Genomic DNA, 16,043 nt, shown 5'->3' with positions numbered 1-16,043 from the left:
ACCTATTGAGACGCAGGGCCAAATACAGAGGCAGCCAAGCTGTTCGCCACAACAGAAGATTTACCCGCCACTTTCCCACATCCTCTGATAATGAATACATGGCAATTGACGTTACTTCCACCAATCACGTTACTCGAGCCTCGACAAGCCTGCTCTCTGATAAACGCAGTGCGCGACCAACTCTTTGACGAGGCCTCACTTTGATACGTGCCATCCACCACATGTCTGTCACCAACAGCAAGGCCGCCTTCAGTCATATACCTGTCAGTCCACTCCCCGTCATCGAAACAGCTCATTGAATCTGCTTCAGGGTCAAACACGTTACCCTGCCGAGCTTCCGAGAGCGGGTCTGTCTTATTCGGGTCGGTAAGTAGGGTTTCATCTTCAGATTCAAAGAAAACGCCCGCGATCGCTGCTTCAGCAGCATCAAAAGCCAAACCACTTTGCTGCATAGACACTGCCATTTTAGACTGAGACAAGCTACTGGTTACCGCGCTTACCCCTAAAACAGTGATTGAAAGCAACACAAGAAGTGCGAATACCATCACTAAGCCTTGTTGTTTCATCGCGAACTCCTGACAAAATTTTTCATATTTCGAAGTGCCAACGTTTTTGAGAACACTTGATAATAATGGGCCGTGTCCATCGTTTTAGGTGCTTCGTTTAACAGCGCATATTTCTGAGACTGTGTTTGTCTCACTTCATTTTGATAGCTTTTAAGCATTAGCGCCCAGCGCAGTGACACAACTTGTTGATTAAGCGCCCTTAAATCTTCAATTTCATCTGCGGTTACGTACGAAACAGCTTGCCCTTGAGAATTGGTAATGCTGCTTGAAACGCCGAACTGCACTTGGAAACTTTCGACGTTATCGAGCAATGTTACGGTAAGGGGCGACACTGTCTGCACTTTTAGGCCACGAAGTACCCGACCATCATATCCTGTGCACTTAAGTGTACTGCCGCTTACAAAGTAGTGATTAACAACGTGAAACTCGAGACCGCCATAGCCGTGCTGGTTTCCAGTACAATCTTCGTCACTTAGTAGGCTCACAACCAGCTTATCACTGCTGCCACTAGAGGTTTGTATACTGCCTAGTGTCGCGTTAGTAGCGAAATCCCCTGCTACAGCGATGGGGTGATTTTCCACATAGGCCGCTTCGGCAACGATATCAACGGATGTATCCACATCCGCGACTATCTGATCATAACGGCCGACTTCATAGAATTCTGCAGAGAGGCGAGCCATGATAAAACGGCCTGACTCTTGTACTTGAGCCACGGCTTGATTGAGCTTATTCGTCACGCTACTACTGACGAGCACTTGAATAATCGCGCCTGATATCACTAACCCCAACGTTAACGTAATCATTAACTCGACAAGGGAGAAACCCTGCTGTGGGCGGTGGCGACGTGCATTCATAATGTAATATCCTTAAACACACATGCGTTACTGTCACCTTCAGATTCGTTACATCGCGCATTAAGGGTATAGGTCTGATTTCCCGAAGAAGCGACAGGCCACGTCAACAACACTTCTACACGAGAACCTGCACTACAGCTGTAAATATCTGCCGTATTGTTGTCGTCACACGATACCGACACTTTAGTTTGAGGATTGGTTTGTACCGCTGAACACGATAGCGCCCAACCATCGTACTCAGCCATCTGTGCTTCAGTACAGGCCTGGCCTTCGCAATTTGGGATCCCTGCCGGCCTTGCCAGACAGTAGCAGTGATAAGGGTGAGACGAGCCAGAACAACTTAACGTGGCAAAATTATAGATATCGCTAGAGAAGTACGCATTGTTGACTACCATGCCGTCTCCCACTGTTGCTGGGCGAGCGGCGGCTCTCAATCGTTCTGCAACTTGTGCTGCCACCATCTCGGCCTGAGTTCGGCTTATTGCGTCTTTATTGGCAAAAGAGCCCGTAAACTGGAGCGCAGCAACACCCAATAAGCCCACAGCTAATATAAATAAGGTGATTAAGATCTCTATAAGACCTGCACCGCGTTGTGCGCGAATATGACTTCCCTTCACTCGCTTCATTATCACCTTTTCAGCAATCATCTTTTTTTGCCATATACCTAACATTCAAATTGGTGTTATCACCAATGTAGTATAGTAAGACAAAAGCGTATAACACTGGGTATCAATGGTTATTAAAACGTATAATTTTCTGTGGCCTGTTCTAGCAAGCAAGTACAAGGCAGACTGTTCAACCATTTTATCTTTAAAGTAAAAGGCTCTAAATGGTAAGCGTGCTATAACACTGCTATACAATGTACGTTTACGGCATAAAAGGTGTTACCTAAGGCCGAACCGTGTAGCCTGTTCATGTTAAAATACCCTGTTCTAAAGGTATTATTATCCATTCGCAACTTGTTGAATTTCCAGTAGACAAAAGCATAAAAAAACACCGCAACTAAGTGCGGTGTTTTTTTATTTTGATAGTGCGGTTAAATTAAACGACCTGTTTAACACGCAGCTCTTTAGGTACAGCAAATTCCACATTCTCTTCGCGTCCAGCACGCTCAGAAGCTGAAACAGCACCCCACGCTTTGAGCTTGTTTACCACACCTTGCACTAACACTTCCGGTGCAGACGCGCCTGCAGTAACGCCAATATGCTCTACACCTTCTAGCCATTCCTCTTGAATGCAATTAGCGTCAGCAATCAAATACGCTTTTGCGCCAATTTTTTCAGCCAACTCGCGAAGACGGTTCGAGTTTGAGCTATTCTGTGCCCCAACAACCAGTAAAACCTGACAATCTTGAGCTAGGTCACGCACCGCGTCTTGGCGATTCTGCGTGGCATAGCAAATGTCGTCTTTTCTCGGACCATTGATTTTGGGGAACTTAGCGCGAAGTGCGTCAATAACATCGGCGGTATCATCAACAGACAGCGTAGTTTGGCTGCAATAATAAAGATTGGTCGGATCTTTAACTTCAAGCGTTGCCACATCAGCTTCAGATTCAACTAAATAAATACCGCCATCTTCGTTGCTGTACTGACCCATGGTGCCCTCTACTTCAGGGTGACCAGCATGACCAATCAAGATACATTCAGTGCCCGTTTTGCTAGCGCGGGTAACTTCCATATGTACTTTCGTCACTAAGGGGCACGTGGCATCAAAGACCTTTAAACCGCGATTTTCCGCTTCTTTTCTTACCGCTTGCGATACGCCATGGGCAGAAAATATTACTATGCTGTCGTCTGGTACTTCGTGAAGCTCATCAACAAATAGCGCACCACGCTCACGTAGCCCATCTACCACAAATTTATTGTGTACCACTTCGTGGCGTACATAGATGGGCGGCTCGAACATTTCAAGCGCGCGTTCAACGATGGTGATAGCTCTATCAACGCCCGCGCAGAAACCACGAGGGTTAGCTAAATGAATTTGCATAACTAGTTTCCACCTTGTGCTGACACGCCAGGTTTAACATCAATAATTTCAACGTCAAAGATAACCGTTTGCCCTGCTAGCGGGTGATTGAAGTCTACCGTAACAGAGTCTCCAGCAGCACTTCGAATAATCCCCGGAATCTCTGAACCGTCAGGCTGAGCAAACGCTAAAATCATGCCTTCCTCAACCTGTAAATCTGCACCAAAGCGGCTTCTATCCATATAGTGAATATTATTCGGATCGGACTGGCCGAATGCATCTTCAGGGCCTAATTTAAATGACTTTTTGTCACCTTTTTTAAGCCCAAGTAAACACGCTTCAAAATTCGGCGTAAGGCTACCGTCACCCATCACCATTTTGGCAGGTTTGTTGTTTACACGAGTACTGTCAGCGGCAGAGCCATCTTCTAGCTTTAAATCAAAGTGAAGAATAACTTCGTTGTCAGCACCAATTATCAATGAGTCTGTCATAACCTTTCCGAATACTACTTAATGGTTTCGCTATTGTCCGCGGCACTGGCTCGCGCGTCTGCACCGTTCCCTTCACTTTTTTTGTCGCCATTTTTAAACATGTCGATAATAAGTAAGGCAGCGCCTATAAATATTGCGCTGTCAGCAATGTTAAACGCTGGCCAGTGGTAGTTGTTTACGTAAAAATCTAAGAAGTCGATGACATAACCATGGACTAAACGGTCGTAAACGTTACCTAGTGCACCACCTAGAATAAAGGCAAACGCAACGGGCAGCATTTTTTGCGAACGGGGTGACTGCTTCAGCCACCACAAAATCACTACACTTACCACGACAGCAATGGCAGTGAAGAACCAGCGCTGCCAGCCACCTGCATTTTCTAAAAAGCTAAATGCGGCGCCGTAATTGTGTACGTAAGTAAAGTTAAAAAACGGCAATACCTGAATCGACTGATACAAGGACATGCTGTCGATAACCGTGTACTTACTCCATTGGTCGAGGATAAACGCAATTGCGCTTATCCACAAAAAACGCAAGCCTGTATCGCGAAAAAGCTTAAGCATAGTGGCGTTCTTCTCCATCACCGTCAATGTTTGTCACACAGCGACCACAAAGCTCTTCGTGGCCTTCATGTGAGCCTACATCTTCACGGTGATGCCAGCAGCGAACACACTTTTCACCGCTTGCTTTATCAACGCTCAACCATAAACCTTCAACGTCTGTAGCTTTCGCATCAGACGGTGCACTGTCAACTTTCGTTAGCGTAACGCCTGATGTAATAAGTACGAAGCGTAGCTCGTCTTCAAGCTTTGCAAGTACGTTGTACAACGACTCGGTAGCATAAAGCGAAATGCTCGCTTCTAGTGAGCCACCTAGCTCGCCATCTTTACGCGCCTGCTCCATCGCCTGGTTTGCGGCGTCTTTTACACTTAACACTTGATGCCATAGGGCATCGTTAAACGTATCGCTTTGCGTGAAGTTATTAAACCCTTCATACCAGGTTTCAGTAAAAACAAACTCGCTGCGCTCACCTGGTAGCGTTTCCCAAATTTCTTGAGCGGTAAAGCTGGTAATAGGCGCCATCCAGCGAACTAATGCTTCAATGATATGATACATGGCCGTTTGACATGAACGACGGGCTAGCCCATCTGCCTTAGCCGTGTACTGGCGGTCTTTAATCACGTCTAAATAGAATGAGCCCAGCTCAATTGAACAGAAGTGCGTAAGCTTCTGTGACACTACCAGCAAGTCGTAGTTGCCATACGCTTCGATAAGCTCCTCTTGAAGTGCCTTAGCACGAGCAACAATCCAGCGGTCGAGCGCGACCATATCTTCTTCTGCAACCGCATCTTCAACTGCGAAACCATTCAGGTTCGCAAGCAAGAAACGTGCGGTGTTACGTACGCGGCGATAGCCATCTGCAGCACGCTTTAAAATTTCATCCGATACCGCAATCTCGCCGCGATAGTCAGTAGATGCTACCCATAGACGAAGGATGTCTGCGCCTAATTTGTTAGTCACTTCCTGAGGTGCCACAACGTTACCTACCGACTTCGACATTTTTCTGCCGTGGGCATCTACCGTAAAGCCGTGTGTTAGCACTTCTTTATAAGGCGCGTGACCGTGCATGGCAGTTGATGACATAAGCGAAGACATAAACCAACCGCGGTGCTGGTCTGAACCTTCAAGATATAAATCGGCAGAGGCCGGAATGTCATCGCGACGATCGACAACGAAGTAATGCGTTACGCCTGAGTCAAACCAAACGTCTAGTGTATCTGTCACTTTTTCATAGTTGTCTAATTCGCTACCAAGCAGGGCTGCATCATCAAGATCCCACCACGCTTGAATGCCTTTTGCTTCAACTTCCAGTGCCACCTTTTCCATTAACGCCGCAGAATCTGGGTGGATTTCACCGGTAAGTTTGTGCACATACAAAGGAATAGGCACGCCCCACGTACGTTGACGAGAGATACACCAATCTGGACGACCTTCAACCATTTTCTCAATGCGGTTTTGGCCCCAGTCTGGGATCCATTTGGTTTGCTTAATTTGTTCAAGTGATTCAGCGCGAAGGCCTTTTTTATCCATGCTTACAAACCACTGAGGCGTAGCGCGGAAGATGATTGGCGTTTTGTGGCGCCAGCAATGCGGGTAGCTGTGCTCGTATTTTACGTTTAGGACAAGGTTACCCTTCTCTTTAACCGTTTCTATAATTTCATCGTTGGCCTTAAATACAAACTGACCTGCAAACAGCGGTGTGTTTTCAAGGTACACGCCATTGTTGCCTACCGGATTGTACACTTCGATATCGTATTGCTTGCCCACGTTAAAGTCGTCAACACCATGGGCTGGCGCTGTGTGTACACAACCTGTACCAGACTCAGTCGTAACGTGGTCGCCTAGAATTAACGGTACTTCAAGGTCTAAGAATGGGTGATTAACTTTAAGCTTATCAAGCGCGGCACCAGTACAGGTTGCCACTTCGCGGAATTCCTCAACGCCGTAGCGGCTCATGCAGCTTTCAAGCAGGTCCTGCGCTACCACTAGCCATTCGTTTGAAGGCTGAACTTCAACAATTGCATAGGTAAGCTCTGGGTGTAAGCTGATTGCACGGTTGGCTGGCAGTGTCCACGGTGTGGTAGTCCAAATAACTACACCTGCTTTGTGTGTGGTTAAATCACCTTCAGACACACCAAACGCTTCTGCAATAGCAGCCACATCAGCTACTGGGAACTTAACGTCGATTGCCGGTGATACTTTGTCTTTGTATTCAACTTCTGCTTCAGCAAGTGCTGAACCACAATCTGTACACCAATGAACAGGTTTGAAGCCCTTTTCTAAGTGACCAGAGTCTACAATTTTACTTAATGCACGAATGATGTCGGCTTCAGATTTGAAGTCCATGGTTTTGTATGGGTTATCCCATTCACCAAACACACCTAAGCGTTTAAAGTCAGCCATTTGGCCGTCAATTTGCTTTTGTGCGTATTCGCGACACTTCTGGCGAAATTCAGCCGCAGTAACTTTCTTACCTGGCTTACCAACTTTCTTTTCTACCATCAATTCAATCGGCAAACCGTGACAGTCCCATCCAGGAACGTACGGAGAATCGAAGTCAGAAAGGTTTTTCGACTTTACAATAATGTCTTTGAGAATTTTGTTAACCGCGTGACCAATGTGAATATCGCCATTTGCATAAGGAGGGCCATCGTGAAGAATAAATGGCTTTTTGCCTTTTTTCGCTTCACGAATTTTGCTGTATACCCCTTTTTCCTGCCAGTCTTTAAGCATTTTCGGCTCGCGCTGAGCAAGGTTACCGCGCATAGGAAACGCAGTTTCTGGAAGGTTCAGTGTGGCTTTGTAATCACTCATAAAATTGTATTATCCGGTTACCTTAATTTTCACCCAATGCACTAACACATTGTGAAGGCGATATTCATTTTGCGATGTTCAAATTAAAACGCTGAATGTAAAAGGTTCAACGTAAAACTGTGTGTCGTTCTTACTAGCGCAAGGCTGACGTTATATGTTCTAGCACAGTGACTTACTTACGCGTTTCGCGAACAAGGATCCACGTTTAAAAAAATCGAGCTCAATAAAACTGATACGCGCAAAAACTTTTCGTGACTTTATCACGTTTAACTATGCTAATAACAGACGCGCTTGTGCTGCATCTGCTTGAATTTGATCTTTCAACGCCTCAAAAGAATCAAATTTAATTTCATCTCTTATTTTTGCCATCGGAAACACCGTAATGGGCTTGCCGTAAAGGTCAGATGACAAATCAAAAATATGGACTTCTAACTGGTTTCTTACCCCGTTAACAGTAGGACGGGTACCAATGTTCGCAACGCCGTTATAGTGTTTACCATCTACGTCGACACGAACTGCGAACACGCCGTGAATTGGCGTTTTTTGACGTTTTAGCATGACATTCGCGGTGGGAAAACCAATGGTGCGACCTTTTTTCTCGCCGTGAACCACCCTACCGTGAATAGCAAACGGGCGCCCTAGCATTTCGGTAGACAAACCGAAGTCGCTGTCAGCCAACGCTTCTCGCACCGCGGTAGAGCTTATTCGATGGGCATGCATGGTAAAACTGTGGGTGCTTACCACTTCGAAACCGTATTGGCGACCTGCCGCCTCGAGCATTTCGAAATCCCCTTTGCGGCCATTGCCAAAACGGAAATCGTCGCCAACAACAAGAAATTTAACACCCAGTTTGTCCACCAATAAATCGTGAACGAAGGTATCGGCACTTTGCTTAGCAAACTCCGCGTTAAATCGCACAGCAAGCAGTCTGTCGACACCTTGTTGGCGCAGCAACTCGTACTTTTCGCGAAGAGGGCTTATACGCGCTGGTGCTTTATCAGGCATAAAGACTTCTTCAGGCTGCGGTTCGAACACCATTACGGTGGCAGGAAGTGATAGCGATTTCGCTTTTTCAAGCACGTTAGCCAACACAGCTTGATGACCACGGTGTACGCCGTCGAACTTGCCAATAGTGAGCACACACCCTTTATGGTGCGGTTTTACATTGTTTAGCCCGCGGATAAATTCCACTGTTAGCCACTACCTTTTTAACTGCTAGAAAATCAAAGCTCGCGATTATAGCCGACCGCGAGCACAATACCAAGCGCACGGGCCATTCTGGCTCCATGCGCTATTTCGCATCTATTGAATACTAATCGCCGCCGCTTCTGAAATGCCTAGGCCGCATGCCCAGCACCACCATGGTGCTAACGAACAATATAACCGACAGCGAAATGGTTATTCCTACCTCTAACATTTGGGCGGGAAGAGACAATTCAAAGAAAGCTAAGCCTTGATCGCGATAATAAATAAGCCCGCCCATGGCAGCACTTGCAATAACCACACGGGCAATAAACAAAACCGATGTGCGGCTTAACGCAAATACACCTTGTCTGTGCAGTGTTATATAAAGCAAAGCGGCGTTAAGCGTAGCTGACATACTGGTAGCGACAGCAAGCCCTACATAACCAAACGGAATCGCTAAAATAAGGTTAAACACCATGTTTGCGACCATACACCAAATACCAAATTTCACTGGCGTCTTGGTGTCTTGGCGGGAATAAAACCCTGGTGCAAGAATTTTTACCAGCATAAAGCTGAGCAAGCCAAACGAGTACGCGGTAAGCGAGTAAGACGCCATAATGGCGGTTTCTGCAGTAAACGCGCCCCGCTGAAAAATAACGGTCAAAATAGGCCTTGCCATCACGCCAAGCCCCACTGCAGCAGGTATGCCTAATAAACACACCATGCGAAACGCCCAATCAATGTTGGCAGCAAACGCTTTGGGATTGTTACTAACGTGATTCCGGGAAAGCGTCGGTAAAATGACCGTAGCGATAGCGATACCGAACAGCCCTAAGGGAAATTCAAGCAGCCTGTCAGAATAGTACAACCAGCTTATTGAGCCGGTAACTAAAAAGCTGGCGATAAACGTGTCAAACAACAAATTGATTTGCCCTACTGACACACCGAATAAGGCGGGGATCATCAAGGTGCGCACTTTCACCACGTTTTCGTCATGCCAGCCCCACTTTGGCTTTACCAAGAGCCCTGCCCTGAACAAAAACGGTAGTTGAAACAAGAAACTGTACAATACCGCCGATAAACACGCCCCACGCTAGAGCGTATGCGGGTTGCTCCAGCGCAGGTGCTAAGTATATTGCGCATGCAATTATGCATACATTAAGTAAAACCGGCGTGAAAGCGGCAACCGCAAACTTATTGAGCGTATTGAGTATCGCCCCTGCCAACCCAGTCAGAGAGATAAACGCCAAATAAGGAAAGGTAATTTTTAACATGGTCGACGCGAGCACAAACTTATCTCCGGCCTCGTCCCCTTCGAGCCACGCCACAAACCAGCCTGTACCAAATAACGCCGCCAAAACAGGAGATGCTATTACCCCTATGATAGAAACTACAAAAACAATAGCGCCCAACGTACCGCTGACTTTTGCAACGAACTCTCTGAGTTGCTTTTTATCGTCGTTCTCGTGAACTTCGGTTAATACCGGAATAAACGCTTGCGCAAATGCACCTTCGGCGAATAGACGGCGAAGAAAATTAGGGATTTTGTTAGCAAAGAAAAATACGTCAGCGGCTGCCCCATCCCCCATAAGCTTGGCAACAACAACATCACGTACCAAGCCTAATACTCGCGAGACCAAGGTCATAATACTGACGATAAGACCAGATTTTATTAACTTCCGTGACACGTCACACTTCCAATAAGAGGTAAAGAATAGGCTGAATTGCATCAGCCATTTGAAAGATAGTCAAAGGCGTCTGCCAAGCGCAAAGCGGCAACGCTAGGTTGCAAGCGAGCCATAATAACTAAAGGCTATCGCAGGTGAAACGATTTCTTCAAAATAGTTGTGCATCTTTAACAACTTTCTTGTTATAATCCGCGCCCGGTATGGGGTGCTGTCGTTTATGCATGTCTATCGCTAAAATGTCTTGAAAGGATATCACTACGAATCTCTTTCAAAAAATGTCGCAGAGAAATGTCGCAAAGAATGTGCAACGTGTTGAGCATACTTTGTGTTCAATAGCTTGCGCGTTTTAACGCGGAACGATTTAAGTTTTAAATCGTTTGACATTTGGGCGTTTGGTAGGCACAATCCGCACCCTCGTTTTTGACATGAATTTATTTTGGGAGTTACACCTTGGCTAACATTAAGTCTGCTAAGAAGCGTGCAATCCAAGCCGAAAAGCGTCGTCAGCACAACGCTAGCCGTCGTTCAATGACTCGTACAAGCATCAAGAAAGTTATCGCTGCAATTGCAAGCGGTGACAAAGAAGCGGCACAAGCTGCACTTACTGCTGCTACTCCAGTACTTGACAGAATGGCTACTAAAGGCTTGATTCACAAGAACAAAGCTGCTCGTCATAAGAGCCGTCTAGCTGCACAAATCAAAGCACTAGGTTAATCTTTACGATTAGTAGTTAAAAAAGCGCCCTTCGGCGCTTTTTTTGTATCTGTAATCGACGCTAATTAGCATGGGTTACTGATTTCAAATTTAGACTTAAAAGCATAAAGCCCACCACTAGGCGAGCTCTGTTACAGTCTTTGCGGTGTGTTCACATCCCAGCTATCCGCTTATCAGCTCATTTTTCTTATTGAGCTTGCCGGTGCAATACGCATGATCCAGTGAAGGATGGCCCAAGGCCAGCTTGGCACAAACGCATTCGCTTTTTCTTTATTGATTGCATTGACCATCGCACGACAGCCCACATCGGTATCAACAATAAACGGTACTTTCTCTACTTTTTCGTTTATTTCGCTGCGAATAAAACCGGGGTGAATACAGGTGACGTTAATTGGCGTATTCATTACATCCATTCGAATGCCTTCGGTCATTGATGTAAGCCCTGCTTTTGTTGCCGCGTATACAGTCATGGCGCGTCTAAACCCGCGCACCGCGCTTATAGATGAAATCGTCACAAGATGACCACTATTTTGTGCCCTAAAGATAGCCATTGCCGCTTCACATTGTGCTAGCGCCGACACAAAGTTAGTCACCGCCGTTTGCTTGTTAGCGTGGAAATACCCAGTGCCAATAGACGCGCCCTTGCCCATGCCTGCGTTTACAATGACTCTATCAAGGGTTCCCATGTCGGCTTTGAATGCGTCGAATACTTCAAAAACCGCATCGTGATCATTGACATCCAGCGAGCGAATATACACATCAATGTTTGGGTTAATTGAATGCAATTCGTCTTTCAATTTTTCTAAATTCTCAAAGCGTCTTGCGCATAGGGCTAGGTTACAACCCTGTTTGGCAAACTCAATCGCCATTCCCTTGCCTAGGCCTGAACTCGCGCCTGTGATCAGAATATTGCGTCTTGTTGTCATTATCGTTTTCCTGATGCTTTTATGGCCTTATTACAACGCCACATTAAGTAATGAATGAAGATCCAAAAGTTTTTGAACGCTGGATTATTGGTTTGCTTGTGGTGGTATCGATAGTAGATTTGCTGGGCAATACCGGCTAAACGGAAAAGCCCGTATACCTCGTAAAAGGTAAAATCATCTACATCTATTTCCATCTCTTTGCAGTAGTACGCAACCACCTGCTTTCGAGTTAGCATACCGGGTAAGTGAGTAGGCTGGCGGCGTGTTGATTGGGCCAAAAAGTCATCATCCGCTTGTACCCAATACGCCAAGGTATTACCCAAGTCCATAAGCGGGTCCCCCAAGGTCGCCAGTTCCCAGTCCAACACACCGATAATTTGCGTATAGTTATCTGGCTTTAACACCACGTTGTCGAATCGGAAGTCATTGTGGGTAATACAAATGCGTTCATTAGCGGGCATGTGGTTTTCTAGCCAGCGCATTATTTTTTTACCCGAGGGGACATTCCAGGTTTTTGCTTTACTATAGCGTTCACTCCACCCGCTTATTTGGCGTTCTATGTAGCCAGCACCTTTACCTAAGTGCTCAAGCCCCGCTTTCTTATAATCCACTTTATGAAGCTCGATTAAGCTATCAAGTACATTAGTGCAAAGCTGTTTGGTTTGCTGCTCAGACGTGTTTAAGCCTTTGGGTAAGTTCTTACGTGGTATCACGCCGGTAAACTTCTCCATTACGTAAAACTCTGTGCCTATAACGCTCTCGTCTTCACAAAGTCCAAGCATCTCTGGCACATAGCGATAAACAGGCTTTAACGCATGCTGTAATCGAAACTCCCGCCCCATATCGTGAGCACCTTTCGCTTTAGTACCTGCTGGTGCCCGACGCAAAATTAACGACGTTTTTTCGCTCTGGTTTTGTTTACTGCCTTGATAGTCCAAGCAGTACGTCCAATTAGACGCGCCCCCAGAATACTGGGTGACTTGAGGCAAGCTATCGCTACTTTGTATCGTGGCCTTCAATGATGGACTCGAGGCACTAATATTTTCCTTAAGCCAATTGTGTACAGCGCTCACGTCTAGCTCTTCGCCTGCACGTACGCTGTCAGCTTTATCTACGACCTGTTGTTGCATATCTCATTCTTCTTGTATTTCTGTTTCAAAGGGCCTATTCAAAGTGCTAACTCACAATCTTTGGCTAGAAGATACTTCTGTTTGTGCCTGTACAAGAGCAGCTCGACAATTATCTTCAGATAGCTTGGCGACAAACAAAGGTGAGCGCGTTTCCGTTTTACCTAATTTTGCTTTAAATTTGCTTTAAATTTGCTTTTCCATTGCACGCTTCATCATCTTCGTTTGATTGAGCATATTTTTGATATAACGCTGGGTTGGCAGCAGCTTCTTTAACAGGAAAGCGCGTTTACCCAGTTTATGGGTAAGAATAAGAAACTGCTTTTTATCGACTTGCTGAAATATGGACTCAGCCACGTCTTCTTTCGTCATGTCTGCTTTGGCAAAGAACTTATTGAGCATTTTGTGCGACGCTGGGTTGCTGCTTCGCATCGACTCATCTAAATTCGTTTTGAAGAAGCTTGGACAAACTACACTAACGTCAATATTGTCAGGTGCTAATTCCAACTTCATGGTTTCAGAAAACGACACGACTGCAGCTTTAACCGCGTTATAACTTCCCATATAAGGAATAGGCGTTAGCCCCGCTTGCGATGCAATATTAATGAAATAGCCACCGCCTTGCTCTCGCATTAACGGTAAGAGTGCACGACTGACTCTCACCATGCCTAACACATTAATATCAAACACCCACTGCCACTGCTCAATGCTCTCATCTAAAAGGCTGCCACCAGAAGCAACACCCGCATTGTTAAACACAGTGTCAACACCGCCCCAGCGAGTTTCCAAGGTGTTCGCTAACGTTTGAACATCATTTTCAGAGGTTATATCGCAATGGATGTAAAACGCATTGGCGCCTTGGGCGGATAGCGTATTTACTGTTTCTTCACCTCTTTCTTGGTTAATGTCGGCAATGCAAATATCTAAGCCCTCGTCTTTGCCTGCCCACTTTTCCGCCCACTTAAGGGCAATGGCCTGACCTAAGCCGGTAGCGCCACCGGTAATCAATACGCGCATGATGTGTTTCCTAACTGTTCTTGTTTCATTATTCTTGTATCGGCGTTTATGTTTAATTGCGCTTTATTGTGTTGAGCGCTAATCAGTACTTCACTATTCTCTCTAATTGACCGCCTTATCAATCCAATCAAACTGATTCCGTCTTTTGCAGTGGCACTGATGGCTGTTCGTTACGCATTTTTCGCTTTGCCCACAGGGCCAATAGTGCGGGCCCGATGTACATTGCTATGCCATATACACCAGGTGCAATCGCGTAATCAGGCGCATCTAAAAAGGTAATACATATCAGCATTGCAAGCGCCGCGTTTTGCACGCCTATTTCAATGGCCAGCGTGAGCGAGTCTTTAAATGCTAGGTTTGAAAGTTTAGCAAGCCCGAGTCCTAACAATACCGATGATAAATTTAACGTTAAGCAAACCAAAAACGCGCTTTCAAAGGACGCGGCTAAATTGTTTCTTTCTGAAACCAGCACGCCCACAATCATAAGCAACATGAAGTACATAGAAAACTGCCGGAAGAAGCTTTCAGTTTTAGTGGCAAACCTGCTGTTAAAGCGACGAATGGTCATGCCTAAAATGACCGGTACAATTGATATACCAACCAGCCCGATCACTGTTTGAATAATAGAAAAGTCTGGCGCGTTTTCTTTTACAAAGTAATCAAGCGCAAATTGAATGATAAAGGGCGTTGAGAAAACGCAAGCGATGGTAGAAATAGCGGTTAAGCTTACTGAAAGGGCCAGATTTGCTTTTGCGATGTGGCTGATTAAATTACTGGTCGTGCCGCCTGGGCATGCCGCTAAAACCATGACACCAACCGCAATATAATCGGGTAGACCAAAAACAAAGCACAGTCCTAGCGCCAACATAGGCAGCAATATAATTTGCCCTATAAAACCCGTTATTACTGCTTTAGGTGCTTTAAGTAGTCGGGCAAAGTCTGCAAGGGTTAGCGTTAGCCCCATACCAAACATAACAAATGCCAACGCTAGAGGTAACAACACCTCGGTAAGTACAGATGCCTGCATGCACACGCCCCTTACAAAAGAAGCCTCTATAAAAGAAACCTTTTATTAACATTTAAGCCAGTGTACTCTGTTTAATAATAAATAAAAATGATGCCTTATTATGGAAACCCATAAATGATATGCATGGAAAATTAGACCTAAATTTGTTTGTTGTGCTGCGCGCGGTCTACGATCAGGGCAGCATTACGAAAGCCGCCAACGCACTGCATATCACTCAGCCTGCGGTGAGTCACGCCTTAGGCCGTCTGCGAGAGAAATTTGATGATCCGCTGTTTATTCGTCATGGACGACAAGTCGTGCCTACCCCATTTTGCCAAGGCATTATTGCATCGGTTGTGAAATCAATAGAAACCCTTGAAAGTACGTTAAAAGGTAAAGTGGGCTTTGATATAAGTGATAAACCCCGTCAGGTGAACCTTGGCTTGAGAGATATTTTAGAATCTATATTTTTTCCCGTGCTTATTCCTCAGCTAGTTAAACATACTCCCAATATCACGGTGAATAGCAGACAGGTTACCTGGCCCGAGCTTGCTCCCTCGTTAGCCGCCAAAGAGCTTGATATCGTAATTGACGCATTAGTTCCCACCAGCCGTGACATTCGTTCACAGTTTATCTGCGAAGAAACGTTTGTCGTGGTATGCGCGCCTAGCAATAGCTACGTAGATAACCCGAGTATCAAGAGCTACTCAGTTGCACAGCATGCGCTTGTATCTTTAAAAGACTCTAAATTAGATACGGTAGATCTAGCCCTTGCTCAGCACAATTTACATCGCAACATCGCATTGCAGTGTGAACACTACTTTGCCGCCGTTAACGTAGTTAGCCAATGCGATCTTTTGCTGACCATGCCAACGCGATTCGCCCAACAATTCAGTAATAAATTCGATATCGAAATTCTGCCCCTTCCATTTGACGTCCCCCCACTCCCCGTACACATGTACTGGCACAAACACGCCGATGAAGACTTAGTGAATGTATGGATGAGAGAGAAGCTTTTAGACGTGGCGAATAAGTTGGGGTTGTAGCGCGTATTTGTGTTGCTGTAACACAATGGTCAAGCAAGCGTCACGGTAGTGTCAATTTGCAAACCTATAGTGACGATCCAAGG

Annotated in this window: 14 protein-coding genes and 1 pseudogene; 2 read left to right on the top strand and 13 right to left on the bottom strand. The window is 45.8% G+C overall.

What is annotated here, in order from left to right; genetic code table 11:
• Positions 1-2 precede the first annotated feature (2 nt).
• The 9 genes and pseudogenes from KUL49_RS14060 to murJ all read right to left on the bottom strand — a co-directional run bounded on the left by KUL49_RS14060 (position 3) and on the right by murJ (position 10,124).
• Positions 3-566: a PilX N-terminal domain-containing pilus assembly protein gene (locus KUL49_RS14060; RefSeq protein ID WP_014950125.1), complete on the bottom strand. Its 564-nt coding sequence runs from the start codon at positions 564-566 to the stop codon at positions 3-5.
• Positions 563-1,420: a PilW family protein gene (locus KUL49_RS14055; protein ID WP_131137708.1), complete on the bottom strand. Its 858-nt coding sequence runs from the start codon at positions 1,418-1,420 to the stop codon at positions 563-565. The genes KUL49_RS14060 and KUL49_RS14055 overlap by 4 nt, the downstream gene beginning before the upstream one ends.
• Entirely contained in the window at positions 1,417-2,067 is a 651-nt protein-coding gene (locus KUL49_RS14050; protein ID WP_131137707.1) for a pilus assembly protein PilV, read from the bottom strand. The genes KUL49_RS14055 and KUL49_RS14050 overlap by 4 nt, the downstream gene beginning before the upstream one ends.
• Positions 2,068-2,461: 394 nt before the next feature.
• Positions 2,462-3,406, bottom strand: coding sequence for a 4-hydroxy-3-methylbut-2-enyl diphosphate reductase (ispH, locus tag KUL49_RS14045; RefSeq protein ID WP_014977011.1), 945 nt, complete (start codon positions 3,404-3,406; stop codon positions 2,462-2,464).
• Between the two features lie 2 nt (positions 3,407-3,408).
• Positions 3,409-3,876, bottom strand: coding sequence for an FKBP-type peptidyl-prolyl cis-trans isomerase (gene fkpB, locus KUL49_RS14040; RefSeq protein ID WP_014950129.1), 468 nt, complete (start codon positions 3,874-3,876; stop codon positions 3,409-3,411).
• Positions 3,877-3,890: 14 nt separating this feature from the next.
• Positions 3,891-4,439, bottom strand: a complete 549-nt coding sequence (lspA, locus tag KUL49_RS14035) for a signal peptidase II (RefSeq protein ID WP_049586575.1) — start codon at positions 4,437-4,439, stop codon at positions 3,891-3,893.
• On the bottom strand, positions 4,432-7,251 hold the full coding sequence (ileS, locus tag KUL49_RS14030; RefSeq protein ID WP_131137706.1) for an isoleucine--tRNA ligase: 2,820 nt from the start codon (positions 7,249-7,251) through the stop codon (positions 4,432-4,434). Before ileS ends, lspA begins: the two co-directional genes overlap by 8 nt.
• A 270-nt stretch (positions 7,252-7,521) precedes the next feature.
• On the bottom strand, positions 7,522-8,442 hold the full coding sequence (ribF, locus tag KUL49_RS14025) for a bifunctional riboflavin kinase/FAD synthetase (RefSeq protein WP_014950132.1): 921 nt from the start codon (positions 8,440-8,442) through the stop codon (positions 7,522-7,524).
• Positions 8,443-8,563: 121 nt separating this feature from the next.
• Positions 8,564-10,124 (bottom strand): annotated as a pseudogene (gene murJ, locus KUL49_RS14020) (murein biosynthesis integral membrane protein MurJ).
• Positions 10,125-10,574: 450 nt separating this feature from the next.
• Between murJ and rpsT the strand changes: the two are divergent.
• Positions 10,575-10,838, top strand: a complete 264-nt coding sequence (rpsT, locus tag KUL49_RS14015; protein WP_014950134.1) for a 30S ribosomal protein S20 — start codon at positions 10,575-10,577, stop codon at positions 10,836-10,838.
• Between the two features lie 173 nt (positions 10,839-11,011).
• Here rpsT and KUL49_RS14010 read toward each other — a convergent pair whose 3' ends face one another.
• The 4 genes from KUL49_RS14010 to KUL49_RS13995 all read right to left on the bottom strand — a co-directional run bounded on the left by KUL49_RS14010 (position 11,012) and on the right by KUL49_RS13995 (position 14,935).
• Positions 11,012-11,764 (bottom strand): SDR family oxidoreductase, encoded by a 753-nt coding sequence (locus KUL49_RS14010; protein WP_039216949.1) that lies wholly within the window; start codon positions 11,762-11,764, stop codon positions 11,012-11,014.
• Positions 11,764-12,894 carry a phosphotransferase family protein gene (locus KUL49_RS14005; protein WP_131137705.1) on the bottom strand — a complete coding sequence of 377 codons (1,131 nt, stop codon included), beginning with the start codon at positions 12,892-12,894 and terminating at the stop codon, positions 11,764-11,766. Before KUL49_RS14005 ends, KUL49_RS14010 begins: the two co-directional genes overlap by 1 nt.
• A gap of 183 nt (positions 12,895-13,077) precedes the next feature.
• Complete coding sequence (locus KUL49_RS14000) at positions 13,078-13,908, bottom strand: SDR family oxidoreductase (RefSeq protein WP_131137704.1); 831 nt, start codon at positions 13,906-13,908, stop codon at positions 13,078-13,080.
• 127 nt (positions 13,909-14,035) lie between these two features.
• Entirely contained in the window at positions 14,036-14,935 is a 900-nt protein-coding gene (locus tag KUL49_RS13995; RefSeq protein ID WP_075177073.1) for a bile acid:sodium symporter family protein, read from the bottom strand.
• Positions 14,936-15,054: 119 nt separating this feature from the next.
• Here KUL49_RS13995 and KUL49_RS13990 point away from each other — a divergent pair, with 119 nt between their 5' ends.
• On the top strand, positions 15,055-15,960 hold the full coding sequence (locus KUL49_RS13990) for a LysR family transcriptional regulator (RefSeq protein ID WP_131137703.1): 906 nt from the start codon (positions 15,055-15,057) through the stop codon (positions 15,958-15,960).
• Positions 15,961-16,043: the final 83 nt, after the last annotated feature.

The organism is Alteromonas sp. KUL17, from assembly GCF_006538305.1.
Classification (GTDB): domain Bacteria; phylum Pseudomonadota; class Gammaproteobacteria; order Enterobacterales; family Alteromonadaceae; genus Alteromonas; species Alteromonas macleodii.
This window is presented reverse-complemented; position numbering and strand designations above follow the sequence as displayed.